Here is a 26,903-nt window from a genome sequence, read left to right as displayed (position 1 = left end):
CTACCAATCTACATTCTGATTTTTTCTTTCTACCCCGATTTACCGAGCGGATACAAAAAATGTTCCAACCAGTAATGATATTCGTTACCATTTGGAGAAATATTCAGACCTTTCTTTATTGTAAGGGGCTTTAAATAAAGCACTTCAAAGCCGATTGCCAAGTGGCATACGACAAGGACAGCAAAAAATAGCCATTGACTTTAATTTAATTCCTTATTATGGTGAGCCATCACCATCGGAAGCACCATATATTTATAGAAGCCAAGCGAAAAATGGTACTTGCTCTTTCTATGCTTACGCTACTATTTATGTAATTAAAAAGCATAAAAGAGTAACCTTAGCTATCAAAGCTGTTCAGCAACAAAATACTTTGGTAGCAATTATCACGTATCTTTTAGCATTAATTGAGCCTTTAAATCTGAGAATTGAACGATTATATTTAGACCGAGAGTTCTTCTGTGTGCCTGTCATTAGATGGTTGCAAGCTCTGGATATTCCATTTGAAATGCCAGCTATTATTCGAGGCAAACATGGAGGTACTAAACAATTAATTCGAGGTAGACGAAGTTACAAGACCAGTTACACTTTAAACAGCGATAAATATGGTTCAGTAACTTTTCCAGTATGGATAGTTTGCACATATAAGAATGGTAAAAGACGAGCGCATGGTCGGGAATTCTTTATTTACGCAGTCTATAAAGTTAAGTTAACTTTGCAGCTTATACATGACGACTATCGTCTCCGGTTCGGGATTGAGAGTAGTTATCGTATGAAAAATCAGTGCCGAATCAAAACTACTATTAAAAATCCAATTATTCGACTGCTATTTGTCAGCCTATCTTTTTTAATTATTAATGTTTGGATTTATCTAGTATGGCATTATCTCAGTCGTTTAAAAAGAAGTACTAGACAAGTTTTATCTGATCTATTTACCCTTAAACAGATGCTTGAGTTTCTACGTCAAGCAGTAGACCGCAATTATGGAGTAGCCTGCCAAGTTTGTTTACCGTCTGGCTGATTTTGGTTGATTTTTGGGGTTAATCAATAAGCCAATCTTATCATTTCTCCCAGACGATCAGCTTTTTTCCATTCCTCCAAAAATGGTATCGTACACTACTATTTTTTAGCGATCGCCAAACTTTTCGGTCTACTGAGAGTACGGAGGTGCATGAGGTAGCAGCAAAATTTATTCAGGCAAATTGCTATCAATCAGCCGCCAGTGCCAGGTATCGGATTTATGAAATGCTGATTATTGCGTGGAAAATGAGGCTGCAATCAATAACTTTACAAACTTCTGAAAGCCTTAAATGTTAAAGATTGCAAGTTCCAAAGCGAAAGAACCAATAAATCATACTAACACTCAGCCCACCATTTATTCCCATCGAAATTTGGGGAAGGCTTCCTCTTCCATAAGCAGGGTTATTCTTTATATTCATTATTAATTCGTCGTAGTTTACCCATTGGTTCAATTCGTCTTCTCTCGTTGAGCCTTTTTTTTCGCTATGATACCATCCTACTTCCCTAGCCAGGGCAAACGCATGTGTGACTCGTTCCTAAGCTAATACATAACTTAGGAACGAGTCACACATGCGTTTGCCCTGCAGGTGAGGATACATTGAGGGCTGGCGGTTCAACAGGTGATAACCTACTCTCTGGGGGCGATGGTAATGATTATCTTGATATCTCTGGCATTTACAGCAACACTAGTGTCGGCTTATACATTAACTTCTCCGACTCTCGCTCATTAGGCAATAACACTCTTAATGGAGGGGCAGGTAACGACACATTGAGGGCTGGCGGTTCAACGGGCAATAACCTGCTCTCTGGTGGCAGTGGTAATGATTATCTTGACCTCTCTGGCAGCGACTTCAACACAGGCAATAACACCCTTGATGGTGGCAGTGGCAATGATACCCTCATAGGTGGCAATGGTAATGACATCCTCATAGGAGGGAGCGGGATTGATACCTTTGGTTTCAATGGTTACAATGAAGGAGTTGATAGTATTTATGACTTCAAGCCCACTAATGAACTGATTCAGGTATCAGCTAATGGTTTTGGTGGCGGGTTATCAATAGGTTCACTTTCAGCTAATCAATTTACCATCGGCACATCTGCAACGACAAGCGATCAACGATTCATTTATGATGATTCTACAGGTGGATTGTTCTTTGACCAAGATGGCAGTGCAGGTGATTTTACTCAGGTAAAATTTGCCCAACTATCAACTGGATTGTCACTAACTAACAACAATTTTGTGGTTGGTTAATTAGGGATTTCCAAAAAATAAATTTAGGAGTCACGCAAAACTTTGGCCACCTGAATTTGAGTACATCGCTGACGCTTTTGGATGATGCACAGGGTGAATCTGCTTTGTTGTTGGCTGAAAACCAGGATTGTGGTGTTGAGCCGAGAGACTGTCTTGAAGGCACTTGTTCCGCCGCGCCCGTTGCTCAAAATGAAAAATCTTTAAATTCTGCGATCGCAGATCAACCACAGGGGCAAGTAGAAGCAGGTAATCTCGCTTCGTTGATGGCTGAAAATTTAGTTTCGGGTGAAGAAGTCAAAGCAGTTGATGAGGGTGAAAGTTCCGCGCCGCCCGTGCCAAATCCTGAAAAATGGTCGCATGAGGCGATTGTAGCGCGGTCAAATGTGCTACCTGTAAGAAGGGAGAAACTGAATCGAGCGACAAATTCGGGTGAGAATCCGGGCTTCGAGTACTTGCTTTCTTGCTGGAATGATGACCCTGCCTTACAAATCGTGATCAAAAAGCTTATGGCGAAGTTTCCGCAGTGGGGGGTTGCGATCGTGGATGGGGTGCTGGTGAAGTGGGAGGAACAACGCGATTGCTTAATGTAGCAGTGCCTTTCTGACTCTTGAATTATTCAAAAAATAACTACATATTTACTTTAGTTAAGTAGGAAAAGTAGGAAAAGTAGGATCTTTTATACTAACCCTTGATTATGCTGTTGATAGGCTGTAACTTGATAAATGAAGTATATACTTGTTGTTTTAACAAATTGAATGTCGTTATTTACTAAGCTATTTCCTCCACTATCTGGCGAGATTGAGATATTTGCTCCACTATCTGGCGAGATTGTGCTTATCGAAGATGTACCTGATGTCGTGTTTGCAGAGAAAATAGAAGCTGACGGTATCGCTATCAAACCAAGTGGTAACGAGGTGGTTGCACCTTGTGACGGTATCATTAGAAAAATCTTTGAGACGAATCATGCGTTCAGTATAGAATCCGACACAGGTATTGTGATATTTGTTTACATAGGTATTGACACTGTAGAGTTGAGAGGAGAAGGCTTTAAACGTATCGCTGAGGAAGGACAGAAGGTCAAAAAAGGCGACCTTATTCTTGAGCTTGATCTACCTGTCCTAGAAGAGAAAGCCAAGAGTATCCTGAGTCCTGTTGTGATTTCAAATTTGGATGAAATCAAAGAACTTCACAAGCTAACTGGTGTTGTAACTATAGGAGATGTAGTTATGCGTGTCAATAAGTAAGATCCTCGTTTTTTCTTTAAATAAATGTGTTAATTAACAAATCACAAGTTTTATGAAACAACAAGAAGTTACTATCACTGCTCCAAATGGGTTGTACACCCGCCCTGCTGCTCAGTTTGTCAAAGAAGCAAAAGGTTTCTCCTCAGAAATTACTATTATCTCTAACGGCAAAAATGCTAGCGCAAAAAGTCTGTTTAAACTACAAACTATTGGACTGGATCAGGGTACAGTAGTCACTATTAGTGCAGAAGGCGAAGACGAAGAGCAAGCTGTTGAGCATTTAGTAAAACTAATGGCAGAGTTGGAATGAGCCTGTTTTTGCACTTCTAATATTTACAATTAATTGTATTAAGTTAAATGTTTAGATTGTGACTATAGAAAAATTAAAAGTGTGATTAGCTTTTCGCCAGTCACATTCTTTAACCCTAAAGATGTCGCCAGAAGTTCTTGCTGATAGTCTTGAGACTGACTACCTTGGGTTCTGCTGTCGCTTCAGGGGCATGACCAACAGCTACCGCAGCAACTTGTGGTGCAGATGTCGTTAACAAAGAACTGAGTAACTCTCGCTGATAGTCAATATCTTCTACCGTGCGATAAACTCTGTGGTAGTCAATTTGCATCCCTAAAGGTGTTGGTACTATTTTCAGATATTCATTTAGGGCGTTAATATAGCCATCGTGAAAAATTCTATTAGCAATACAAGGACGGATAATATTCAATAATTGAATAGCTCGTCTAATGTCTGCAACACTGCGACTAGCATCAATCTCCGGCTGGCTTTCGCTGTAACCTTTGGATTTCTTTTCTGCTACCAGATTATGAAATTTAGCAATGGCTCTTTGATGATTGGCTAATGTGTGGATTTTCGTTTGCGCCTTATAACCGACTCTGCCCCACTGCACTGTTAAGTTACCATCTTCGACAATGGCCGCCCAGAACTTATTGCTGTTCTGGATAGCATCAACATACACTAAATAGATTTCCATGTTGATTATTTCTCCGTTGGCTGTGGATTAGATATACCTAAAATCCTGTTCTTAAAGGTTTCAAAGCTCTCTTGTTTGGGTTTAGCAGGTGGTGGAACATCTTTGTTTAACAAACAATTTTTGAAGTTCTCGAAACTTAGATATTGACTCATTTCCTTCTCAGGTCTAATTAATTTGATTAGTGAATTGGTGTTTGATTTTCAAACACTTCTTTTTACTTAGGCATTGCCCCATCTAATTTGATGCTGTAAAGCTTCAAGTACTGTTTCCGCTTCTAGAGTTGTTAGTCCATTTAAAACAGATGGCCATCAAGAAGGGAAAGGGGAAAAGAGAGTTTTCTTCATTCCTTTCCCCTTTCCCCAAAATTATTTCTCAGTTCATATTCCGAAACTTAGCAGCACGCAAAGATTGAGTTTTCGCTGCAACCACAGCACTACTAGCCCGTCGTGCGGTAGCCGCCCAGGACTGCATACGCTCGACTGCCTGAGCATCAGTAACGGCAAGCGGGGTAATCGTTTGACGGCAGGCTTCGAGGTCAGCAAGCGTTACCTGCTGCGGTCGTCCTTCATCGAATGCCAGCAGAGCAGCTTCCGAAGCAAGGGTTTCCAGTTCTGCACCGGAGAATTTCGCGGTCGAAGCTGCGATCGCTTCGAGATATTCGGATTCCAGATGAATACCGAATCGCTCTAGGTGAATCCCCAGAATCTGTACACGCTCCGGTTCTGTGGGCAGATCAACAAAGAAAGCCTCATCAAACCTACCTTTGCGCTTAAACTCACTTGGTAGTGCTGATGGATCATTGCAAGTAGCTACAATAAATACCCCAGCAGTACACTCACTCATGAACGTAAGCAAAGTTCCAAGAATCCTTTGACTAACACCTGAAGTATCGCCCTGACCTGAAAGCGCCTTTTCCACCTCATCAATAAACAAGACACAAGGTGCGATCGCGGATGCTGTTTTCAGTGCGCGTTTAACATTACCTTCGGATTCGCCAACGAGTGAACCTAGAAGGGACGCAATGTCGAGTTGCAGAAGTGGTAGATTGAGTATGCTAGCGATGTTTTTGGCACAGTGAGATTTTCCTGTTCCGGGAGGCCCTGCAAGCAACACACCTTTTGGTTGGGGTAACGAGAGATTTCGCGCCTCTTGCGTGAACAGCCGCCGCCGCCTCATCAGCCACTCGCGCAGTAGATCCAAACCGCCGAATGCGATTGTCGCAGGTTTACCCAACTCGATACCCATTTGAGACAGTAGCCGAGTTTTGTACTCGACGGCTTTGGGGATAAAATCAGCGCCAACGACGACACCATCATTAGTTAAGTTTTCTTTGACTGTTAACCGAAGAAAATCACTAATTTCTTCTAAGGTTAAACCCAGCGCTGCACGAGAAAGAGTTTCAAATTCAGCATTTTCAAGCGTAATAGTAAAAGTCAATTCCTGTTCAATAGCAGACTGTTGTAAGTCATGCAAATAAGAATTGAGATGAAGTAGTATTTGATCAATACTAGGTAAAGGAACTTCACAATAAGGAATCAATCTGACTAAGGATTCGTGTAATTGTATGTTCTGACCCAGCAATACAATGCGTTTATCTGTGGGTTTTAACCTGTGGTAAAGGTTTTTAATCTTGCTTAAAATTTCCCAACTCAATTGGGGTGAATTCTTAGCAATAAAGGGGTGAATATCTCCGAGGATAAATACACCATTCCCACTAAAGTTAGCAATGTAATCAAACACATATAACAATGGATCAGCCTGTGGTGGTTTCTTATACTCTGCAACTGGCTTAAACACCAATCCCCCATCTGCTGCGATTAAACATTGCTCTAAGGTTGATACTCCCAGATTCCAGAAGAATACTGGACTTGATAGCTTGCTCGATGCCTGTGTAGTCAACCACTGAATAATCGTCGCTTCATCGGGTGACAGAACATCAACCGCAGCAATGGGTATTTGTGAATCGAGTGTGGAGAGCAGATTTGAGAGTTTCATTGTTTTTCAATTTGATAAGGAACTGATAATAATTCGCAATTCGCAATTCGCAATTCGCAGTTATAATTACCAAGAAATCAATTTACAATTTATGTTTGGAGACTATCAAGAAATAACTTGTATAATTGCTATCTAAAAACTGGCTAAATCCAGTATTTTTAGCAAATAAGAAATAAGGTTGTTTCATAACAATCTCTTAAAAATAATTGCGAATGGGCGAAAAAGCGAATTGCGAATTGATTTTGGCATCGCCGTCAAAAACCTCAGCCATACCATTGCCCTCTAGTTGGGCAATGGCAGAAATTAAAGCGTTCAATAGCACACAAAGACCTTCAGTATTTGCTTTAATGATCACGGGCTGACGTGGTTTTTGCTGGGCGTAAATGTGAACAAATGGGTATTCTTTAGCTAATTCGTTCATGATGTTTTGCTAGGGGAAATCAAGGCATCGATTAACCATAGAATTCGATACCCAACGATTCACTTATGGTTTCGTAATGTACATCTTTCCAATAAGTGGTGAGCCCATAGAATTCGCAATATTCAAAATTCCTGGGATCAGCCATATAATCACAATCCATTAGCAAGTCATCAGGATGAATTTCGCCTTTATTAATCAGGTCGGACATTGGCAAGTAGTAGGTTACAAGCAAACCAAAATCAGCATCATGCCGAAATTCATGCCACTTAGCTCGATGCAGCCAATCTTTTAGCCACATTGCATCGTCCGATAGTTCAGCATCATTACGAGAACAAGCATTTGACTTTTCCCAACAAGCGGTTAAGGTGCATAGTCCACCATTTTTTAGAGATGATTCCAAATGTTCAGGAGTAAAATATTGATATGCCAGATCAATGTGTGGCTCAAAATTCAGCACCCACTTCAGCTTTTCTAGTTCGCTTGGGTTTAGGTAAATTGTCAGCCCAAACTCACCATATTTTCTGGCTTTACCATCGACTGGGTGAACAGAACCTAACACTAACATTGTCTGCTCCCAAAATATGAGTGTGGGGAGATTGTTTTGTCCCCCCACTTTTTCTTACTGCCGTATCCGTGTTTGATATGTTGAAGTCATGCGCTGATGTTGAGCTTCATTCTTAAATTCCCGTTCGCCCTCCACAACTCCAAGTGCCTCCTCAAATGGTTGCGTAGCTGATAAACAACTCAAGCCCTCGAATCCCTCAGCCTCCACTCGAACTTCACCTGTAGCATTGTCGAAATGAATCAGTATTGAACGTTCCATATTTATCTCCGTGCAAATTGTTTAACTTCTTGATGTCCGGCAAAAGTTAGCCGTAGAGTTTGCACGCTCCCGTTGGTTTCTTCAGCGATCGCACATTCACCAAACCTTTCTTGTAACTCGGCAGCTTTAGCTCTCACCATCCATTGTCCGTAAGCCAACATCAACTTGTTACTAAAGAAGTCTTGTCCCAACTTCGGAACTGTTTCATAACTGTCGTGTATTACCTCGTACACACCGCTTGACTGATTCCACTTGAATCCGATGTCTGCACGGGCTTTTATGGTGCGACCAGATACGATGATTTCAGCGTTTTGTCCTTGAGAGCCACCGTAGTATCCTTTTAGTGGCTGCGCTTCTTCATGAACTTGCGGATTCAGCTTCAAATCTTGTAAAGCTTGTACTAGACATTCACGGTTAGCAAGCTTGGTTTTAACGGTTGAGAAGTGTGACATGAGAATTTTGTTCCTATAGCAGTAGAAGTGCGGTATTCTTTGTGAGGTGTATATGCATTTCTCGTTTAAGGTGCTAGTCTTGAGCGAATGCACACTCGCTCAAGACTGTTTTTTACCGGAACTTGAACGACATTACGGTAGCCTTCGATAAGCCCACGTCGTCAGTCGCAAGTGATTGTAGATTGCGTTGTTCATCCAGCAACTTGGTGCGGATAGAATCTATCTTTTGCTGTAGTTGACTGCGCGTATCAGAACCAAGATTCTTAGACTCAATCGCTGGATCTTTAACTATAGAATCTAAGTGCGCCATCATCTGTTCTAAACTGCTGCCAGCTTCCGGTGAGGCATTTGCCAGTAACACCCGCACTTTCATCAGGTGTTTTTCCATCTTCTTTTTGAACTGCACCGGCTTACGTCCTGGCTCCCAGTCGCTCAATTCTTCTAACAACTGCGCGGCGAGTTGTTCACCGCCAGCGATCGCAGATTTCCGTAGCCTTTGCTCCAGATTTTGGTCATACTGTTGGATGAATCGCGTAATTTGGTCAAGGCATTCAGCTTGTTGCTGATTGAGTTGTTCGGACAATGCCGGGATAATCACCGGACGACCAATGACGACTTGCAAATAGTCTTCGAGATCGGTCAGAGTCGGGAATGCTCTTAACAAGTTGGCTTTGACTGACTCTTGCTTATCCTGTGCTAATTCCCAAGTGTTAAGTGAGAGGAACTGGTCAATTCGCTCTTGATAATCAAGAAGTCCTGCTTCGTAATCAGCTTTTAATTGATTGCGTAAACCAGGGGCGATATTATCTCTGATATTAAGCAGTTGGCTCCAAACAAGTGGAGCCAAATCAATCGGACAAACCCAATCACCAGTATCAGCAGACATCCACTCTTGAACTGAAGCAATCTCTTGCCTCAATTGGGCAGCAGCCTCATCAAGCTTTTTAAATACCTTAATACCTCGCAAACCGACTTCGGAATTTGTGACTTTCACAAGGTCTGATTCTATTTCAGAGACTTCAGCTTTTAGTACATCTGCCCATTTGGGAGCGGCAGACTTTGTACTTTTCTTCAACTGGATACGAAATCTGATGCGGGTTTTATTTAACTGTGAGAAATTGTGGCGCTCGACTACTGCATCAGTTAGGAAATTTGTAGCAATAGGGTTGTCGATTGCTTGTACCATTATTATTGACCTCAATCATTATTTTTCACTTTCGATTAAGCGAAGCTTTCTTTGTGGTGATTTCTCAAGAGAGCGAATGTCTGTAGTAGCTCTACAGATTACTTTTGTAGAGCCATTTTGTAGTCGGATATGTCTTTTAATGACTGGTGGTTTATGTATTGACATGGCTTAAAATAGCTGAAGTTGCTGTGAATTATCCTGTACCGCAGGCTTTTGATAAACCATGCCTTCGACCTCATAACAGCGAGTCATGAGTTTGTTTCGGTTTAGCCGAAAGCTGACTTTTTTTCTTTGATTTGGCAGAGGTACAAATAGATACTGTGGATGTTGGATAGTACCTTCATCACCCAAGTATCGTGAAAGCGTACCGTCGATTTGGTAAACTTTTGAGGAGCTTAAAAGCGTTGAGTCATAGACTTTAATCAAATTTAATTCCATCTGATTACTATTGAAGTAGAGTGTGTGATAATCTTTTGTGGAATCGATTTTTCTCTCCAGTCAGACTGATTAAATCTAACTGGAGAGTTTTTCACGCATAATTCGTTACCTTTGCGTTAATTATTGATTGAGAGTGACAGAAGATTAGAGATAGAAATGCTCAAAAATCTGGTGAAGTTTTTCCTGATCTTCATCAGGCAGAGCCTTAAAATCAAATTCGTCTGATTCCCAAACTTCATCAAGACTTGTTGACTCATCAACGATATTTGCAATCAAACAAGATTGATTGTCGTAGTTCCAGCCATTTGCTAAAAGCCACGGTAGAATCCCGTCAGATTGCAAAAGTTTTTCCAGGTCAAACAAGTCAGAAAATGATTGCAGATTTTCGACGTTGGGGTGAACAATTGTAATACTCATCTGTGATTAGTTGTGAATAGTTGAACAGCACATATTAGCTGTAGACAAAGCTTGAGTCACTTATAGCTACAGTCTCTCAAGCCCTGTTTACAACTTTTGCTGTCACAGTTTAGACATAAGTTGGTAATGTCTTTGTCAATCAGATGTGCAATGTTAGATTCATGAATGAAGCTGATTTTAGTGACGCACAAGGCAGGATTTACCTGCCTTACTTCATCTTTAGGACTAAAACGCCATCTCAAGAGCAGCTTTTGTTACAGCAATTGCTTGTTTACTGACCTCACGCCAGTTCGTTTCTTCGTTGTAGGATGCCATGACTAATTCCGACCCAACCCATACCCGACAGAATAAGACGCTTTCATCTGTCGTCCCTGGAGTAGGCTGTAGTGTAATCGGAGAATATAGTTGTTCTGGAGTAAGAGTTGCGATCGCGGTTAACAAGCTTTTAGAAAAATGAGTATCATAACCGGATTCTAAAATATACGTCCGGTCTGCTTGAATAGTTATCAGCAACTTGCAGGTTTCTTTTTTGCGGCGTTCTGTATTCTCAAACCGCAGTTCTTTAAGATATCCAGTTAAGGCAGTTTGAGGGACATCACTCGGTTCACCATTGAGTGTGTACCACAATCCTCCGTGCTGACGATTGCAGTAGATTTTACAATTGCCAGCTTCAGAGTGCAATCCCAGTTTTGGCTTATTGATTGCTGCAACTAACTGCTTAAGTAATTCTTCCTGGCGCATTAAGGCAGCAAGTAGTTCAGCATTTTCTTGAGGGTTCATTGTTCAATACCAATACATTTCACTTTCACATTGGCGAAGCCGTTGATTACAAATGTATGAAACGTAGAGCCAATAAAACAGCGCTCTTGATTTCACAAAAGCGCTTTCTATTACTAATTATTTGTAGTTACGGATTATTAGTGTGAATTAAATCTTGCTAACAACTCTTCACGGGATAAACTAGACAATTCCAGTAAAAATCTTGCAAAGTCATCTGGTGCTAACTGCAACAAATTATCGACCACTCTTGAGAGTTCTTCATCCACAGAACCAAACCTAAATCTCAACAAGTTTTCTACAACTTGGCGTTGTCCTTGCTCTACTCCCTCTTGTACAGCAGCAGCCCTAGCTTCTTGATAAGCTTCTGTTAAATTCATGATTAACTCCTGGTCATCAAAAACAATTCGCAATTCGCAATTCGCAATTCGCAATTAATTCCGATTGTTTATTTTATCTTTAATTTTTCGAGTAGAAGCAACTAGAATCTTACCAACTTCTTTGGTTTCTTGAAGAAGAGATTCAAACTTAGTTTTTTCAACCAATTCGGATTCTATTAATATTTCTAACCAATACTCAGTTTCTCTCTCCTCTTTAAGTGCAATTTCTAGTTTGCTGAGAAAGTCTTTATCAGATTGAGAAGATTGAGCTTCTCTAACATTAGCACCTATGGATGTTCCACTTCGTAATAATTGTTTTGATAATGTTCGACAAACTCCAGGCTTTTCATCTAAGAAAGTACAAGCTTTAACTATTCTGATTGCCAAAGCTTTTGTTCTATCAGCAATACTAATGTTTTGAGTCATACATTTGGCTCCTTCCTTAAAATTGCGAATTGCGAATTGCGAATTGCGAATTGAGCCTATTCTACCCAATAATCCTAAAGTTTCTACATCAACCGCAGATGTCGGTGTTGGCGAAAATAACACATCAACAAATCTTGTTTCATCAGTGACTTCCCTGTTAGTTTTTACTTCCCCAAAGGGAGAAAGTAACTCTTCTAAAAACTGCTTGGCAAATTTATCGTGAGGTTGTTGGGTCATTTTGTAAGGGCGAACTGTGTTTTATTTTACGAGGTTGAGAAAAGCTTAGTGGTGGGTATATAAACCCACCATCCTATTTACGCCGCTACCAACTCCTGACGAACTTGCGGCAGTTCAATCGGAGCAGTTCCTCTGGACAGCGCCTCTACAGCCTCTCTGACGCTCCAATACTTCATGCCATCGCCACAGCGCCAGTAGTATGTCTTGGGGTCGTTTTCCCAGACTTCCTCAGCGTTTCTGACCTTGAAGAGTATGCCCAAAAACTCCCCATCTAGATATACATTGTGAGCCGTCTGGAGGTCAGTGCGTCCTACATAGGTCAGTCGGTAGCCGTCCACTGGCGTACACAAGTCTTCTGCACGAGTACCGCGATACGAACAGTTACCGCACCCATGTCCTTCGCAGTCTGGACAGATGGCAGCAGGCATATTCCACTTCGGTAGGGTAAAATCCCATTCAGGCGGTGGGGTTAATATTCGAGCCTTGTGGGAGATATAACAACCAGCATGACCGATTACTTTATCAGAATGGTACTGGACGCTCAACGATAGCCAATCACAATCACCCAACAAGCCAATTTTCTCAGCAGCTTGTTTCAATTCCTCATCTTCCTTGTGATTGCACTCTACTGGAGTAGAAAGGCTCTCTTTCACCTCTGCTACTGCACGTTTGAAACACTCTTTGTGGTATCGAGCATAGCCGTGGGTCATTTTTACCCAGACGATATCATCATTGTTGATCCAGATAGTTACTACATCTTCGGGCTTGCACTCTTTTGAATAGTCTGACTGATTCACAATGGTTGCAATGATTTGGCGATCGCGCGTGGTTAACGGATCTTTTGTTGGCGTAGGGGCTGAAACTTGTGTCATCATTATAAATTGCCTCTTAAATGGGTAAAAGGGTGATCGCAAGTTTTGCAGACGCAGCGATCGTCCTATTTTTATTGGTCAGTTTGTTGTGGCTTGCCACAACACTCTCACTCTAGATTTGGCGAAGCCTTATAGAACCCATTTGGGAATCAGGTTTCTGCGATGCGATCTGCTTTGCAGCAACGCTTCGTGATCGCTTTGGGCCCCTACTCATCTCTACTCAATCTTCCAATTAGGCGTATAACCAGAAGTAACTTGGCCATACATTTGCAAGACCGATGCAGAAATACGTCCTGAGAGTTTTGCGATCGCCCATAGCGCTCTTGTAAAATCATTTTCAATTGTTGAGAATTCGCAAGAGAAAAAAGTTTATGGCACATATATCCGGTCAAGACCCCTCGGAAATCACAATGGCAACGGTTGATGAAGAACGAAAAGGCGCAACTTTCAGAGGTACGGTCATCCTTGGTATAGATCCTGATGCTGGGGAAGTCGTTTTCTTTAGAGACTTTTTAATTGAAGATTATAAAGGCGAACTTACCGCAAATCTTGCAACAGATGGCGATATAACGAAAAGCATTGATTTAGGCGAACTCGATCATAAAAGCCCCAGTTTTAGGCTGCCAATTCCGATGGGAACGGATACATTACCCTACAATACAGTCGTGTTGAGCGACAAAAAAAGCAAGAAAAAAATCCTGACGATCAATCTATAAAATTTGTAACTTAGCTCGTAGTTCAGCCAAATTCGATTGCCCTCCTGTATATATCTCAAATGGGTTCTATAAAAGTGTTCAAGGGTAAAGCGTATTAACTGATGTCAGAACACCAGACAGCACAAAGCTGTAGAGAAGATATTGGGATATTACCGTGTCCTCTGTAGAGCCATGTGGAAACTAATTGAAAAGGCGATTATATACTGAGGAGTAATAATCGCCTTAATTCTGGGAGGATTGAGTTTTTACAACCAGTTTTTAGACGTGGTAGGTCATCGGAATCATCTCGCGGTGGCTTGGCCATTACAAGTTTTAGACTGCGGCTACTCATCCCGCCGGCTATTGGTTTCTAATAGTTTTGTTGCTAATTCAATTTGTTTGGTTTGAGTTTTGAGCGCTTTTTTGTTTCTCTGAGAGGCATCGCGCTCAATTCCTCTCTTGTATATATAATTTACAACACTATGTTGTATTATGTCAATAGAATTTTGCATATTTCTTGTAAACTTTCAGGATTAATTACTAACGCTGGAAATAACTTCCAAATAGGTACATCAAGCGCATTACAAATAGCAAATGCATCTTCTTTGGAAATTGATTCTGGTCTATTTCCAGGGTTTGCCCATTCAAGGTTTTGGATAAAAGTATTGCTGCGACCAGCTTTACTCGCTAATTTATCTCGGCTAGTTTTACCCCGTAGTTTTCTCAATCGCTGTGCTGTTTCTTCATCCCAAGTAAAACGAGATACATAGGACAGTTTCACAAAGCAGACCTCCTCTGTCATTTAGCTCTCCTCTAATTTACAACACTAGCTTGTATTTTTAGAGTTTTTTGATTACACTGAGGTAGTGATAATGCAAAAGCGATCGCCAGCCAGGAAGCAACGCGATCGCTTTGCCAAACTCATTTACAAAAAGTAAGCCAATTATAATGCTGACATACTTTTGGTGTGATTCAGAAATTAACCAAATGCCCCAGTCTGGGTAGATAGCCAAATACGCGATACCCAAGGGCTATGTTAATGCCACCCAGACGACTAAAGCTAACCGTAAACTTTTGTCTGACTACATACAGCACTTCCGGCAGCTATGAGGTACATCCTAAAAGCTGAAAGCGATGATAGGAGAAGGGTAAGAAGAAAACTATATTGCATAATAGCCGGAAGCGCTGTAAGGCTAAAGTCTACAAAAGACTATTTACAAGCACTTGGGAACGATATGGGAATTTCCATATCGTCTCTAATAATTGAAATTGAAGGGTATGGCAAGGAACAAGGTACTTGGGTTAATAGCGCTAAGAAAAAGGCATCAAGGAAAAATATTTTATTTTTTTAACATACTAATTGCTGCAACACCAGACGCACCAGCCGGAGATTAGATAAATTCGTAAACTCTCAAAATTAGAGATTACGAATTGAGAGTTTATCTCCTCAAAATATTAATAGCTGCACCGGCTGCTGCGCCATCTAATAAATCGCCAGCCACATCTTCGCGCCCGCCAAGAATAGCGCGAACCCCGGCGCTACTTGCTGCACCGACTGCGGCATCTCTACCTAAGTTACGTTTTTTCTTACGTCCAACCAAATTGACGGCGGCACCAGCCGCAGCACACTTAGCAGCATTGCGTAAAACAGTACCACGTCTTCTAGCAGCTCCAGTTACTACACAAGTACCAGCACCAAGGGCTGCATCTCCTAAAATTCGGTCGTTAGCTGCTGCTGGTTGAAGAGGAACTAAGGAGATTCCAGTTAAACTGGCAGCCATGAAACTGGGTAGAAATGCGCGTTTGAGAATTCGATTCATAGTAGATACCTTCTTAAAAAATCAAACGACTGTTCAAAAGACTAAAGAAAAATTCAACTTGTTGCAGTCACAGATGCGCTCCTGACTAGTTTAGACTGGGAACTTGGTAGTCAGGAGTGCGAAACCCAAAGCCTTATAGTAATTGAGATAGGAAAAAATGTACTCAATCGTAAGGCAGACAATAAGTGTTACAGAAAAAATATCACATTGACCGAGAGTTCAATATTATTATCTTGCTCCTGGGTGGTGAAATGGATAGACAATTAAAAATGTTAGAGAAAGTTTAATTAAGCACGCTTGGGCTTTCCCAACAACTCTAAAAACCTCTGCACCAATTCCTCCAGTTCACTAAAATACACCTGTGAAATGCGTATACGCTTTACGGCTTGCCGTCAGGCATCACAATCTGCTGCATCTGCTGACATTCATCAGGCAGATAATTGAAATGCTTGGTTGGGCTGGTTTGGGTTTTAGGAAATTCATCAGTTGATTGTGAACCACCAAATCGAAAATTTGGCAAAAGCTTGCATTCCGATCTGGCTAATCTTTTTCCCTCTATTGGTTGCTAGAGGAACTTGAACTAGAGGCTGCCGAAGTGCTGATCGCAGTGATCATTGCTGCCTGAGCAGTGGCGATGATTTCTGAGACAGCCTTACTCACTAATTCACCATTCGCGATCGCTTGAATCCGCGATCGCACCTCTGGCAATTCTTCGGATGTAAAGACGGTATTGCTGAGATGACAGGTTTTCATCAAGCTGATTAGCACAGCCGTGCGGGAATCCAGTCGGATATTTTCTAAAACAGCTGCACGCACTTGATTAACAATCGCGCGTTGGATTGATTCATCGGTTAGAAAGTACCGCTGAACAGGAAAAAACCAGAGTACGGTATGTTCTTGTTTCACCAAAACACCCAGATCAACTAAGTTCTGCAACACCACCTTTGGAAATCTTGAATATTTTCGGCTCCAATGGCTAATCCAGAACTTCACGGTTCGACTCCGAGGAGCCGCCACAACTTCATTAAGACATTGATCCAAAAATTCATCGCCTCAGCTAAGACTTTCGCACTTTCCTACATCCTCAACGCTTTCAAAGTCCCAATTGATTAGCTCTTTGTTCACTAGCTCGATCAACTCGCTGCCACAGTTTACGGTCTTCTCGATAAATAGCCAACGCTGCAATCGCATCTTTTGCATCAATGTCTTTTCCTTGAGCCACTAGTGAAATTAGGAAATCTATTGCTTTATCTTGTCGCAACATCCCAATTGCTAGTAACAATGTGCGCCGAAGTTCTACATTCCTTGTTTGCTCCCAGCAATTTCTGAGATGATCAAATGCTTTCTCTAATCGTGATTCACCCAACGTCAATGCTGCTAACTCACAGATTTGCTCCTTTGGGTCAAAAAGAAAACCAGCAACTATTGCAAGTGAATCAGTTGGAGCTAATTGTAACAAAGCACTGAAACACTCCGAAATCACCTGTGGTGCTTGATCGCCGATGCGGGTTTTTAAACGAAGTAAAGGTACACCTTGAGGATTTCCTGTGTAGGCGATCGCTTTTACAGCAGCAACTCTTGCTTCTGGTTTGGGGTCAGCTAATAGATCGGCTAATTCGTTCATTACATCTGAGTAGTTCATTCTCACCAGACCTAAAGCACATATACCCCGCAGATGGGCAGCAGTATCTTCAACTCCTCCCCATACTGGCTCCATCTGAATATGTCGAATCCCTTGCAGAAAAAGGTTTTCATCGCTGTATTCTAAGTGATACAGTGTTTGTGCTATCTCTTTCTTGGCAAGACAATTTTGGTCTACTTGTGCGGGTTTGACCATCATTCGAGCAAAAGCTTCTACAAGATCGCCAACCAACTCAGTAATAGTAGATTCGCCTACTATCTTGGCTGCTTGGGCAACAGCTATAGAATATTTACTCTTAAGAGCTTGGCGTAAAATTATGATCCCTTCCTCACTTGTGGGATGCTCTCGAATTTGGGCAAGAATAGATAAAGTTTCTTCTATTTTTCGTGATCTTGGCATATATTATCCCACAACCAGGCGCTCTATTTTGGACTTAAAGCACTTACCAGTAGTAAAATGCAACAACTATTAAATATGTCTGGTTTGTTACCTGAATCTATTAATGCTTAGTCTCATTTGACATTAAAAGCTTACTATTAAAGCAACGATCCGGTCGTACTCTTGCTGCACTACTGAAACAGGCAATCGATTTAATCGGCTCTCTAACACCAAGGGAATTCCCTTTGGAAAATTAGTAATCTGAGATAACCACCAAGTATTGGCCGTAATCCGCGAATGTATATCTTGCCGTCCATCATTGTCTGAAATGTGAATTTCTAAAAGTTTCTCTGGTGGAAGTCCCAACCATTCATTCAACAGTATTTCGGTTTTGTCACGCCAAATGTTGAGATGGGCCAAGTCCACAACTATCTTGACCTGGGGAACATCTTGGCAAAATTGAGCAAGTTCTGAAGCATTATCCAAAAGGTTCTCAACAGTGCTATTTGTGAGTGTAGGATACATTGTTTCTACACCAAAAACAATACCTCGCGTTAGACAAACCCGATGAAGACGATGAATATTTTCTACAAATGTTGTGTATGCTAAAACGCGTTCCGTGGTTTTACAAAAGTTTCCTCCATGTACTGAATAAGCGGTAACACCTATACTAGCTAGATAATCTGCCAATCGTTCAAAATATTTCCAATCTTGAGGTTGAGCTAGATTGAAAAAATAATGGCGTGCGCTGCAAACAAAAGCATGATGCGCTCGATAGACCATTCCCTGTTGTCTAAAATCCTCTACTGCTTGCGCTGAATCAGTATCAGGTCGAGGCCCAATTGCTAGCTCAACATACCGGATTCCTGCATTCCAAAATATTGCTAATGCTTCACGGGTTGAAACTCCACCATAGGCTGACAAGCTCAAATACAATTGCATCAGTTTTCCTCTATGGATGAATAATTAAAAATAGCTCTTCTAGGTTTAAGTGCGAATATTTTGAGGGAGTAACCTACTAATGTGCTGATTTCAGCCGCTAATTGCTGTTTTTGTTCCTCTGGATATTCCATATCTCTAAGTAAATATTTTATGTCACCATAAATGTAGTCCTCAATTTGCCCTTTTATAGAAGTTTCACTAGACTCGTTGACGTTATATATGCGTTTTAATGGTATTTCATTGAGCGAATGCTCAACTGAACCTAATTTTAGAGACAGAGTATAGCTATACCCGATAAAGTTACGTTCGTCATCATAACCATTAAGGTCTTCGTGAGTTTGGTAGTTGCTCAAACCTATCGGTAGTTCGAGCATCGCCAATAACCAAGTAGTTGGATCTTCTGCAATACTAAATTCTGATTTGCGCGTGTACCAATTATTACTTTTAGTCTGTTTTAACTCTTGTACAAATGCTCTTAATCCTGGCGTTGGCAACAAGCAACGAGCATCGGTAGCCAGAGCATCAGTGATCCGTTTAAGTTCTATTGCTTGTGTTTCTACCAATGTCTGTTCTGCGTCATGAAGTTCTTGCATTCGTGCTTTTACTAATTGTTGCAAATCTGCAATCTGTGGGTCGAATTGACTGATATGGTTTTGCACTAATTCTTCATAACTAGAAAGTAAGGAATTAGAATCTCTCATCGCATATTCCTCATTTTTGAACAATATTGCCGGAAACCAACTACCGCAAACCATTTCGATAGTTCTTTTGTACTAAAATATCATTAAGCATTTGATTTTTTAAAAGGATTACGTTAAATTTAGCGATCCTGTCGAATGGCAATTAAACTACAGTTGGCAGCAGTACACTGACCTAATTTTTCAAATGGAGGCTCTCATTGGACATCTACCTGCTAGGCCATTGTTTAAGTCAAGTTTTGGCTATTAGTTGGGCAGTAACTCTGATGCCAAGGCTTGCCAAACGTTATGCAAACGACTTTTAAAACCGGTGCTATGTCAAAATTACTCGAGTGCAATCGCTGTCTCTTTTACGCCCATAACCCTCAGCTAGTCTGCGCCGTTCACCCAACTGGCCCATCCGGTAACACCTGCCTTGATTTCCGGGATGATCCCGAATTAGAAACTAAGCAATTTGTAGACTTTCTAGGCATTGGCGAGACTGATGACAATCCCTGTAACGATAATAACCAGCAATGGGAACCAGAAGGGGCAAGATATGTTAATGGCGAACTGACAATAGAGCGCACATTTTACAACGGCGAGTTGATTGTGCAGCCACAGGCGAGGTGGACACCAGAACAGCAGCTAGAACTGATTGACTGGCATCCGATGTTTACAGGTAGATGCCCTCGGTGTAGTGCTGAATTTGACCGTGACTGGTCAGCACGGGTGCATTGGGACTGTCAAAATCCAGAGTGCGGATGGATGGATGATACTGTTTAGAGCGTTCGTCGCAGACGTTGGCGTAGCCATGCTCTTTCTTACTTCTTTGCGCTTAATGCCTGCTTGCTCAGTTGCATCACAATATTTTGGGGTAATGGGTCTATGACAGCATCAGTAGGCAGTGATTGGATAAAAGCTGTTACCTCTTGCTGGGTTTTGTATTTCCCCTCACTCCAAGCATCAGCAATCTGTTTCGCTACCCGGTCAGCATCATCTCGATTGGCATGAGCAGTGACACACTGTATATCATGACCAGTAAATGATATCCAAGTCTGCCAAAGTCCCGTAACTGGATGCTGAACAATCCCTGTGGTCAGTTCATTCTCTTCAAGCACTGATTTTTTCTTTGGGCGACCAAATCCTTTAAACATGGCAATATTGAGTAAACGCTACTTTAAAATGCCCAAAATCAAAACTGCGATCGCTCTATTAAGCTGCTAACAGGTTTGACTCCATCCAGTTGTGGGCGATAATCTACTGGTTTGTACATTCCCATTAATCACCTTGGAACCCAACCAGCTAAATTTATTTTCTGATTTGACCGTCACACCAGCACGCAGAGCAAAGACACTGTTAATGAGTCTTGAGGCGCTGTTGAAGTGGAAATCTCAGATTTTTGAATATCAGCATTATGTGAGAGAGAACAAACCATCACAGCAGACGGCATTATTTGACCTTACCCCTAAGCACTGCGACCCAGACCAAATTGATCCACTCTTGCTGCGGCTTGTGCCAATGTCGTTTTATCGAATGCCAGTTGATAGTCCTGGGTCAACTTGTCTGTATTTCATCATAGACTCGGCGGCTTCTGTTATTTTGTACGTAGGCGAAACGTGCCACAGTAACAAGCGATGGCAGGGTATACACGCCTGCAAAAATTACATCGCCAGCTACCAGGATTTACATTATCACTATGGGTTAAAAACAGCAGTCAACGCCGCATTTTGGTGGGATGCTCCGGTTGATCGACGCACACGGCAAGAGTTGGAGTTGAACCTTATTTTGAAGTGGCGCAGTCCATTTAATAAGGAGAACTGGGAGCGCTGGGGGCAGCCTTTTGGGTAGGGTGGCTTATTTATGCTTTATGGCGCTACTTTTTCTTTAAACTGCTTCCCAGCAGAGAATGCAGGCACTTTAGTCGCTGGAATAGTCATTGGCTCATTGGTTTTCGGATTACGCCCCTCACGTTCGGAACGTTCGCGTCGCTCGAATGACCCAAACCCTACCAGGGTTATCTTCTCTCCATTCGCTACAGCTTCGATAACTACTGACAAAAAAGCACTGATTACTTCATCAGCTTGCTTTTTTGTGACGTTGGCTTTGGCTGCTACAGCATCCACTAGTTCACCTTTATTCATAAATTACCCTGAAGTATTGCAAATATTGGAAATTTAGCATTATTACCTCCTATTCAGAAAGGGGAAAAGGAATAATTTTCTAGCAACACGCGAAAATTAACAATGCACGACTACTACTGTGTCGATTTGGCGCAATAGATAATCGCTATTTTGCTCCAAAACCGTCTAATTGGTGTAACAGTTCCATTTTCGATTAGGTAAATCCATCTTCATATTCAGCCACAAGAGATAGGATACTTATACAGTACATAGGTACTATAAAATGACTGAGAACAAACCTTTAAAACTTCCCCAACCACCGATTTAAAGATTCCCGGCGTTGTTTACTTCTTTCTCCTGGGGTCATATCAAAAGGACTTTGTTTTTTAAATGCCTGTGGACTATACATTCCTGTTTCCCAATTTCCATACATAGGATTAGGTATTGCAATGTAAGCAGGTTTAACTATCCCTTTTGCGATATGAAGGATACCGTAATTTTGACGGTTATTATCTACATGGTCACGACGTTGTTGGTTATTTCTGCCTATTGTTTCATCAAAATCATTTAGGTTATCGCCAATCAAGGCAATTACTGTATATCTTTTGCCATCAGCATTGCCATTTTTAACAGCTTCTACTCGCCATTGTTTAGAAGTATTCTCTTTGTCGCCAATCTTTTGGGTAAACTCCCCCTTTAACAATACTGTCTCTCCGTTTACTCCTGTAAACCCCACAGATTTTAAATTGTTAATAGTAGCTATTTTTAAATCATTGCTTTTAGCATCTTTAGCGCTTTTTTCATCTCGATTAGAAATGAAGAATACCTTACCCCCATTTTTATTTACATAATTAACAAATTCAACTGCTCCCGGTACAGCTTTAGCTTTCTCCTCCTTAATCCATTGATTCCAAGTAGTAATTTCAAAACCATTATTAGTATCTAATAACCCTGCTTGATAGGGGCTATTATCAAGAACTGTTTCATCAATATCAACAATGATGGTGGGACGGGTAATATTTTTTAATTTAGCGGTATCAAAAGTGAGTTTGGCTATATTGAACGCTTGATAAGTTAATGCTCTATATTCTCCAGATTGTTGCACCCAATTAACTGCCAACATTGATTGTTCATTTAATTGTCGGTTACTAATTCCTACTTGTGTATCTTGCTGCAATTGTGACAGAAGTAGCACTGGTAACAACGCGGGAACAGCAAAGAATTTAGTGGCTAATTTAGACATTGATATTGATATTTTGGTAGTTATAATGATTTTATTTGGGAAAGTTTAGGATTTTTTGGAGGATTTTTTTTGCGAACGCCAATCCCAAGGTGCAGTAAATTGTGAATCTGCCCAAATATTTAAACGTTGTTGTTTAGCTTCCGCTTCAGCCTGTTCTACAACACCAGCACTGGGACAGTTTTTCAGGTATTTTCGATAAACCACAGCTAATCCTTCCTTAACTAATACTTGCTGGGCAAAAGTGCCATCAGGTAAACGTACTTCAGCAACTTTACGCCCATAAAAATCGGTATCTACTATATCCAGTTTGACTTGACTGCCACCCTGCTGTATTAATGTTTTTAGTCGCTCTTTAGCTTTATTGCCCCATAAAAACTGATTTGTATCAGTAGAGCTATCACTGTTCTTTTCTGCATCCGAATGAGGTACTTCTGCGGTATCTATACAAGCAAACCTCACTCTGATTTCTTGATTAGATACATCAGTGACCGTGATTGTATCGCCATCATCAACTTGCTTAACTTGATAACTAGACTGAGTAGAAGAATTAGATATATTTTCTAATAAACTCAATTGATTAGGCTCTGTAATTTTTAATTCAAACACTTGTCCTTGTGCTTTTTGGGATGCAACATTTATGATTTTGACTTCTTTCCCTTGTAAAGCAATTGGATTAGAAGCACCAGGAATTTGATTCAAGATTTTTCGAGGTATAATTATCTGGTAAACTTTATTATCTTTTCCTGACAACTTGAAAGTTTCAATTTCATTAGTTTGGCGAGTCCATCCATTAATTCGCCCTAATATTTCTGAAGTATTATTAGAATTATTATATTTTTGATTTAGGGAACTATTACTACAGTAAAAATTAACCGGATTTTGCTGAAAATTTGCACATCTCAATATTTCTTCAGTTCTTTGAGAAATCTTTATTAATTGTGAATAGTCAGATTCATCGCCACCACCATAATTAGCTTGTTTTCTAATATTATCTGGTGCGTTAAGTAAAATTTTTGTAATTATCTGACGGTCAGATTCAGAAAGCTTAGGTGATAAATAAACATTAGAGCCGGGAATTTCCTTACTTAAATGAATGATTCTTAAATCTTTATCATTTGTAACTGCTTCATAAGCAGCAGCACCTACATCAGCTTTTCCAGTTTTAACTAAGTCTTTAATATCTTTTCCTCGATGGCCCATGTCTACCCTGAGACTTTTACCAAATAAGTCATAAGCAGGTACATAGAAACTAGATGCTGAATTGAAATCTCCAAGAGCAATAGTATTTGTAGATTTTAAATCATTGAGAGATTGAATACTACTAGTAGATTTTGTGAATAAAGTAGCTTGGTAATATGGAGGATTATTTGGAAACATTCGGGCTGCAAAATGATAATCGTTATTTTTAGCAGCTACAGAAAGTATTGGTGATAAAGTAAAGGCAATATCCCATTCTTTATTTATCATCCTTTTTCGGGCTTCTTCATAAGGAATTGATTCATCACCATCAATAACTATTTGTACTTTATTACCCAATTTCTCACGTAGGTAAGTTGTTAATTCTTGATAGTAACTGGGCTTACTCAAAATTCCTATAGTTAAAGAACTTGTTTGTAAGCTTTGTTGTTTATTTTCAATGATAGGAGAAGGTGAGGAAACTGCGGATTTAGGGACATTAGATGGACAACCAGATAAACCCAAAACACCAATAAATGCTAGAAACTTTATGAAAATATGGCTACTTTTAGAATTAGACACAATAGATATCACCTGTATTTTTATGATTAAGCTGCTTGTTGATTAGATATGCCTGTAAGTTGCTGCAAAATTCTTTGATATCTTCTTGCATTTTGTAAATAAGCTTGATTGTCTAATTGTTCGATAACATTAATCAAATTATTTAGTGTAGTTACTCTGTAAAAACCACCTATATTGGATTCAATACCATGATCAATATCCGAGTTTGCTGGAAATACAACAACACCATATACAGGAAATTTACCCCAATTTGATGAATTTACATATCTATACAAAGAATCTGCATAAGTTTTCACTTGCTGATAAGGGTTCTCTCCCCAACAAGCATAAATATAGAGTTTTCTAGTTCCTATATCACAAGTCCATCCAGTGTTACGCGGATTACCAACAGATTTAATTGTTCCCTTATAAGATTTAGCTTCTACAACGATACAGCACTTATTTGTAACAAGGATAAAATCAGTAAATTTACTTCCTTGTTGTCCACTACCTACATCAAATTGTGTCAATACTCTTTCTAAAGAAAAATGCTGTTCTAAGGAACTTTTAATAGCTATTTCAAAATTATTTAAAGTATGCCGACCTGTTTGATTCTTGATATTCTCAATTTCTATAGTCAAAGCCTCTAATTCAGCTTGTTTCTGTTTTTCACGTTGTTCTAATTGTTGTTCTCTCTCTTGAGATTCTAATAGGGAATTTTGAAAAATATCTAGTTGAGTATTAAGTTGTTCTTGCATTAAGTTTTGATTAGCTAATTGTTGTTCTAACGCAGTAATAATTCTCTGGGAACTTGTTTCGTTGTTTCGCAGTTGTTGTAATTCAGAATTAACTAAAGAACGAGAGTTTTCAATTTCCTGTATTTGCTGCTGAAGTTGGGATAATTCATTTTCTTTTAGTTCATTAGTTTTTGCTTGTTTGTCTTGGACAATATATAAATCCTGATTTAATTTTTTAATTTGCTCTTCATATTCCTGTTGCTTATTTAGATTCTGCTGTGCTTCTAATCTAGCTTTTTCAGATTCAATTTGTGCCTGCCTAGCACGTTGTTGAGATTCTAACAGAGAACTTTGTAAAAGTTCTAATTGATGGTTAAGCTGTTCCTGTTCTAAACTTTGATTAATTAACTGTTGTTCTAAGGTGGTAGCAATTTCTTGGGATTTTTTTTCATTGTTTCGCAATTGTTGTAATTCAGATTCAGCATCATATATTTGTTGCTTCAGTTGAACTAATTCAATTGCTTTTGGTTGATTATTTTCTAGTTGCTTCTCCTGAGCAATCTGCAAATCTCTGTTTAATTTTTCAATATGTGCTTGATACTGTTGTTGTTTATTGAGATTTTGTTGTGCCTCTAATCTAGTTTTGTCAGATTCAGCTTGTGCCTGTTTAGCGCGTTGTTGAGACTCTAATAAGGAACTTTGCAAAATCTTTAATTTATTGTTAAGTTGCTCTTGTTCAAGTCTTTGATTAGTTAATTCTTGTCCCAGTCTAGTAGCAATTTCTTGAGATTTTTTTTCATTGCTTTGTAGTTGTTGTAACTCTGATTTAGCTAATAAACGAGAATTTTCAATATTCTTCATTTGTTCTTGAAGTTTAGCTAATTCATTTTCTTTCAGTTTATATAATTGATCAGCTTCTAATTGTTTCTTTTGAGCAAGTTGTAAATGATGATTTAGTTTTTCAATACGTTGCTGATACTGCTTTTGTTTGTTTATATTTTCTTGTGCTTCTAACTTAGTTTTTTCTAGTTCAGTTTGTAGAGTTAATAAATTTTCTGTGTTTTTTGGGAGATTATCCAGAGATTCTTTGAGTTGATAAATTTCCTGTTTAAGCCTGTTATTTAAAATACGCATTCTACTGGCATCCCTAATTAATTCATTCTTTTCTTCCTCTCTTTGATTTTTTAATAATGTTAGTTCATTTATTCTCTCGGCTAATTGAACTTCTAAAACTTTGTTGATATTTTCTAATTCATCTTCTCTTTTTTCTGCTTTCTTTTTATCAACTCGCTTTTTATAAAGTATAAACTCTAAACCACTCCAGATAAACAAAGTCGCCCCGAAACAAGCGGCTAAACTTGTGGTATAAGTTTGAATCCTACTGCTTCCAGAAAAAGGATTAGTTACTAATGTTGCAATATCCTCTTGAAACGTTGGTCTTACACCCCTAATATAGTAAACCCTACCGATAACACGGCCTTGATTAGTGACATTTATAGCACTGCGTTCAGTAGCATGAGAATTGCTATAAGTCCACTGTGCAAATGCAGGTGGAGGATCAAGCAACACATCGTATGGATGTTTTGTTAACTCTTGTGGATTTATAGCCGCTTTCCAAGATGAGGATTTTCCAGAATCTTTACCTGAATACGAAATTATTTTTTGTCCACTAGAGTCTGTAACGATTAATCCAAATAAACTATAATTACTATCTAAAGTACGTTGTACTTCTTCTGGTTTATTTTTAATAATTGCATAAGAAAGTTTCGTTGGTAGAGTATGAGATAAAATGTTAAAATCAACAGTCTGAACGCGAAATATTGTTTGATTCCAATAGTTGTTATAACGGTCAAAAGTAACTGCTCCACCAATTCCAAAACTAATTATTCCTGTTGTTGCTAGTCTAGCTAAAACTTTTAGTATTGCTCCTCTATTAGATGTTTTAGTTGCTTGGGTATCTCTGCTGTTGACCATTTGACGCTCCTG

Annotated in this window: 35 protein-coding genes; 9 read left to right on the top strand and 26 right to left on the bottom strand. The window is 39.9% G+C overall.

The genetic code is table 11. The features are described from left to right. Positions 1-154 precede the first annotated feature (154 nt). The 5 genes from HWQ36_RS18900 (at position 155) to ptsH (ending at position 3,823) form a co-directional block, all read left to right on the top strand. The gene (locus tag HWQ36_RS18900) at positions 155-1,018 is read left to right on the top strand and encodes a transposase (RefSeq protein WP_292705212.1); all 864 of its coding nucleotides are present in this window, start codon (positions 155-157) and stop codon (positions 1,016-1,018) included. Between the two features lie 597 nt (positions 1,019-1,615). Next, positions 1,616-2,269 (top strand): calcium-binding protein, encoded by a 654-nt coding sequence (locus HWQ36_RS18895; protein ID WP_292705211.1) that lies wholly within the window; start codon positions 1,616-1,618, stop codon positions 2,267-2,269. 56 nt (positions 2,270-2,325) lie between these two features. Continuing rightward, positions 2,326-2,859 carry a hypothetical protein gene (locus tag HWQ36_RS18890; protein WP_292705210.1) on the top strand — a complete coding sequence of 178 codons (534 nt, stop codon included), beginning with the start codon at positions 2,326-2,328 and terminating at the stop codon, positions 2,857-2,859. Positions 2,860-3,024: 165 nt separating this feature from the next. Further along, positions 3,025-3,513 (top strand): PTS glucose transporter subunit IIA, encoded by a 489-nt coding sequence (gene crr / locus HWQ36_RS18885; protein WP_292705209.1) that lies wholly within the window; start codon positions 3,025-3,027, stop codon positions 3,511-3,513. Positions 3,514-3,565: 52 nt separating this feature from the next. Continuing rightward, a complete protein-coding gene (ptsH, locus tag HWQ36_RS18880) occupies positions 3,566-3,823 on the top strand; it encodes a phosphocarrier protein Hpr (protein ID WP_292705208.1) in 258 nt (85 codons plus the stop codon). Between the two features lie 115 nt (positions 3,824-3,938). Here ptsH and HWQ36_RS18875 read toward each other — a convergent pair whose 3' ends face one another. From HWQ36_RS18875 to HWQ36_RS18815, 13 genes are all read right to left on the bottom strand, one after another. Beyond that, the gene (locus tag HWQ36_RS18875) at positions 3,939-4,499 is read right to left on the bottom strand and encodes a WGR domain-containing protein (protein ID WP_292705207.1); all 561 of its coding nucleotides are present in this window, start codon (positions 4,497-4,499) and stop codon (positions 3,939-3,941) included. A gap of 372 nt (positions 4,500-4,871) precedes the next feature. After that, positions 4,872-6,494: an AAA family ATPase gene (locus HWQ36_RS18870; protein ID WP_292705206.1), complete on the bottom strand. Its 1,623-nt coding sequence runs from the start codon at positions 6,492-6,494 to the stop codon at positions 4,872-4,874. Between the two features lie 196 nt (positions 6,495-6,690). Continuing rightward, the gene (locus HWQ36_RS18865) at positions 6,691-6,915 is read right to left on the bottom strand and encodes a hypothetical protein (protein ID WP_292705205.1); all 225 of its coding nucleotides are present in this window, start codon (positions 6,913-6,915) and stop codon (positions 6,691-6,693) included. A gap of 31 nt (positions 6,916-6,946) precedes the next feature. Next, entirely contained in the window at positions 6,947-7,480 is a 534-nt protein-coding gene (locus HWQ36_RS18860) for a hypothetical protein (protein ID WP_292705204.1), read from the bottom strand. Positions 7,481-7,534: 54 nt separating this feature from the next. Beyond that, positions 7,535-7,738 (bottom strand): DUF2997 domain-containing protein, encoded by a 204-nt coding sequence (locus HWQ36_RS18855; protein WP_292705203.1) that lies wholly within the window; start codon positions 7,736-7,738, stop codon positions 7,535-7,537. A gap of 2 nt (positions 7,739-7,740) precedes the next feature. Beyond that, entirely contained in the window at positions 7,741-8,190 is a 450-nt protein-coding gene (locus tag HWQ36_RS18850; RefSeq protein WP_292705202.1) for a DUF1257 domain-containing protein, read from the bottom strand. A 112-nt stretch (positions 8,191-8,302) separates the two neighbouring features. Further along, entirely contained in the window at positions 8,303-9,376 is a 1,074-nt protein-coding gene (locus tag HWQ36_RS18845) for a hypothetical protein (protein ID WP_292705201.1), read from the bottom strand. Between the two features lie 168 nt (positions 9,377-9,544). Further along, positions 9,545-9,814 carry a hypothetical protein gene (locus HWQ36_RS18840; protein WP_292705200.1) on the bottom strand — a complete coding sequence of 90 codons (270 nt, stop codon included), beginning with the start codon at positions 9,812-9,814 and terminating at the stop codon, positions 9,545-9,547. A 144-nt stretch (positions 9,815-9,958) separates the two neighbouring features. Beyond that, positions 9,959-10,231: a hypothetical protein gene (locus tag HWQ36_RS18835; RefSeq protein WP_292705199.1), complete on the bottom strand. Its 273-nt coding sequence runs from the start codon at positions 10,229-10,231 to the stop codon at positions 9,959-9,961. A 225-nt stretch (positions 10,232-10,456) separates the two neighbouring features. Then, the gene (locus HWQ36_RS18830) at positions 10,457-11,011 is read right to left on the bottom strand and encodes a hypothetical protein (RefSeq protein WP_190943528.1); all 555 of its coding nucleotides are present in this window, start codon (positions 11,009-11,011) and stop codon (positions 10,457-10,459) included. 137 nt (positions 11,012-11,148) lie between these two features. Continuing rightward, positions 11,149-11,388 carry a hypothetical protein gene (locus tag HWQ36_RS18825; RefSeq protein ID WP_292705198.1) on the bottom strand — a complete coding sequence of 80 codons (240 nt, stop codon included), beginning with the start codon at positions 11,386-11,388 and terminating at the stop codon, positions 11,149-11,151. Positions 11,389-11,442: 54 nt separating this feature from the next. Further along, positions 11,443-11,814, bottom strand: coding sequence for a four helix bundle protein (locus HWQ36_RS18820; RefSeq protein WP_292705214.1), 372 nt, complete (start codon positions 11,812-11,814; stop codon positions 11,443-11,445). 314 nt (positions 11,815-12,128) lie between these two features. Next, positions 12,129-12,926: a hypothetical protein gene (locus tag HWQ36_RS18815; protein WP_292705197.1), complete on the bottom strand. Its 798-nt coding sequence runs from the start codon at positions 12,924-12,926 to the stop codon at positions 12,129-12,131. Between the two features lie 407 nt (positions 12,927-13,333). On the opposite strand from HWQ36_RS18815, the gene HWQ36_RS18810 reads away from it, so the two are divergent. Next, positions 13,334-13,639, top strand: coding sequence for a hypothetical protein (locus HWQ36_RS18810; RefSeq protein WP_242059519.1), 306 nt, complete (start codon positions 13,334-13,336; stop codon positions 13,637-13,639). Between the two features lie 469 nt (positions 13,640-14,108). On the opposite strand, the gene HWQ36_RS18805 is transcribed toward HWQ36_RS18810, so the two are convergent. Then, positions 14,109-14,420 carry an XRE family transcriptional regulator gene (locus HWQ36_RS18805; RefSeq protein WP_292705196.1) on the bottom strand — a complete coding sequence of 104 codons (312 nt, stop codon included), beginning with the start codon at positions 14,418-14,420 and terminating at the stop codon, positions 14,109-14,111. Positions 14,421-14,457: 37 nt separating this feature from the next. Beyond that, positions 14,458-14,631 carry a hypothetical protein gene (locus tag HWQ36_RS18800; RefSeq protein WP_292705195.1) on the bottom strand — a complete coding sequence of 58 codons (174 nt, stop codon included), beginning with the start codon at positions 14,629-14,631 and terminating at the stop codon, positions 14,458-14,460. Positions 14,632-14,724: 93 nt separating this feature from the next. Between HWQ36_RS18800 and HWQ36_RS18795 the strand changes: the two genes are divergently transcribed. Beyond that, the gene (locus HWQ36_RS18795; RefSeq protein ID WP_292705194.1) at positions 14,725-14,970 is read left to right on the top strand and encodes a hypothetical protein; all 246 of its coding nucleotides are present in this window, start codon (positions 14,725-14,727) and stop codon (positions 14,968-14,970) included. An 87-nt stretch (positions 14,971-15,057) separates the two neighbouring features. Here the strand turns inward: HWQ36_RS18795 and HWQ36_RS18790 are convergent, their stop codons facing one another. From HWQ36_RS18790 to HWQ36_RS18765, 6 genes are all read right to left on the bottom strand, one after another. Continuing rightward, positions 15,058-15,438, bottom strand: coding sequence for a hypothetical protein (locus HWQ36_RS18790; RefSeq protein ID WP_196524045.1), 381 nt, complete (start codon positions 15,436-15,438; stop codon positions 15,058-15,060). A 379-nt stretch (positions 15,439-15,817) separates the two neighbouring features. Further along, positions 15,818-15,958, bottom strand: a complete 141-nt coding sequence (locus HWQ36_RS18785; RefSeq protein ID WP_181154444.1) for a hypothetical protein — start codon at positions 15,956-15,958, stop codon at positions 15,818-15,820. Between the two features lie 35 nt (positions 15,959-15,993). Next, a complete protein-coding gene (locus HWQ36_RS18780; RefSeq protein WP_292705193.1) occupies positions 15,994-16,479 on the bottom strand; it encodes a GPP34 family phosphoprotein in 486 nt (161 codons plus the stop codon). A 52-nt stretch (positions 16,480-16,531) separates the two neighbouring features. Beyond that, a complete protein-coding gene (locus HWQ36_RS18775; protein ID WP_292705192.1) occupies positions 16,532-17,479 on the bottom strand; it encodes a hypothetical protein in 948 nt (315 codons plus the stop codon). Positions 17,480-17,602: 123 nt separating this feature from the next. Then, a complete protein-coding gene (locus HWQ36_RS18770) occupies positions 17,603-18,400 on the bottom strand; it encodes a TIM barrel protein (RefSeq protein WP_292705191.1) in 798 nt (265 codons plus the stop codon). Further along, on the bottom strand, positions 18,400-19,101 hold the full coding sequence (locus HWQ36_RS18765) for a hypothetical protein (protein ID WP_292705190.1): 702 nt from the start codon (positions 19,099-19,101) through the stop codon (positions 18,400-18,402). Before HWQ36_RS18765 ends, HWQ36_RS18770 begins: the two co-directional genes overlap by 1 nt. A 312-nt stretch (positions 19,102-19,413) precedes the next feature. On the opposite strand from HWQ36_RS18765, the gene HWQ36_RS18760 reads away from it, so the two are divergent. Next, positions 19,414-19,863: a hypothetical protein gene (locus HWQ36_RS18760; RefSeq protein ID WP_292705189.1), complete on the top strand. Its 450-nt coding sequence runs from the start codon at positions 19,414-19,416 to the stop codon at positions 19,861-19,863. 38 nt (positions 19,864-19,901) lie between these two features. On the opposite strand, the gene HWQ36_RS18755 is transcribed toward HWQ36_RS18760, so the two are convergent. Further along, positions 19,902-20,234: a hypothetical protein gene (locus HWQ36_RS18755; protein WP_292705188.1), complete on the bottom strand. Its 333-nt coding sequence runs from the start codon at positions 20,232-20,234 to the stop codon at positions 19,902-19,904. Between the two features lie 91 nt (positions 20,235-20,325). Between HWQ36_RS18755 and HWQ36_RS18750 the strand changes: the two genes are divergently transcribed. Then, the gene (locus HWQ36_RS18750) at positions 20,326-20,928 is read left to right on the top strand and encodes a GIY-YIG nuclease family protein (RefSeq protein ID WP_366829267.1); all 603 of its coding nucleotides are present in this window, start codon (positions 20,326-20,328) and stop codon (positions 20,926-20,928) included. A gap of 17 nt (positions 20,929-20,945) precedes the next feature. Here the strand turns inward: HWQ36_RS18750 and HWQ36_RS18745 are convergent, their stop codons facing one another. The 4 genes from HWQ36_RS18745 to HWQ36_RS18730 all read right to left on the bottom strand — a co-directional run bounded on the left by HWQ36_RS18745 (position 20,946) and on the right by HWQ36_RS18730 (position 26,891). Beyond that, positions 20,946-21,221: an HU family DNA-binding protein gene (locus HWQ36_RS18745; RefSeq protein ID WP_292705187.1), complete on the bottom strand. Its 276-nt coding sequence runs from the start codon at positions 21,219-21,221 to the stop codon at positions 20,946-20,948. A 280-nt stretch (positions 21,222-21,501) separates the two neighbouring features. Then, the gene (locus tag HWQ36_RS18740; protein ID WP_292705186.1) at positions 21,502-22,443 is read right to left on the bottom strand and encodes a 5'-nucleotidase, lipoprotein e(P4) family; all 942 of its coding nucleotides are present in this window, start codon (positions 22,441-22,443) and stop codon (positions 21,502-21,504) included. Between the two features lie 45 nt (positions 22,444-22,488). Continuing rightward, positions 22,489-24,201, bottom strand: a complete 1,713-nt coding sequence (locus tag HWQ36_RS18735) for a PhnD/SsuA/transferrin family substrate-binding protein (protein ID WP_292705185.1) — start codon at positions 24,199-24,201, stop codon at positions 22,489-22,491. 26 nt (positions 24,202-24,227) lie between these two features. Next, positions 24,228-26,891, bottom strand: coding sequence for an NERD domain-containing protein (locus HWQ36_RS18730; protein WP_292705184.1), 2,664 nt, complete (start codon positions 26,889-26,891; stop codon positions 24,228-24,230). Positions 26,892-26,903: the final 12 nt, after the last annotated feature.

The sequence above is a fragment of the Nostoc sp. NMS2 genome (genome assembly GCF_017115105.1).
GTDB lineage: Bacteria > Cyanobacteriota > Cyanobacteriia > Cyanobacteriales > Nostocaceae > Nostoc.
Note: the sequence above shows the minus strand (reverse complement) of the source record. Positions and strands in the feature narration are given on the sequence as shown.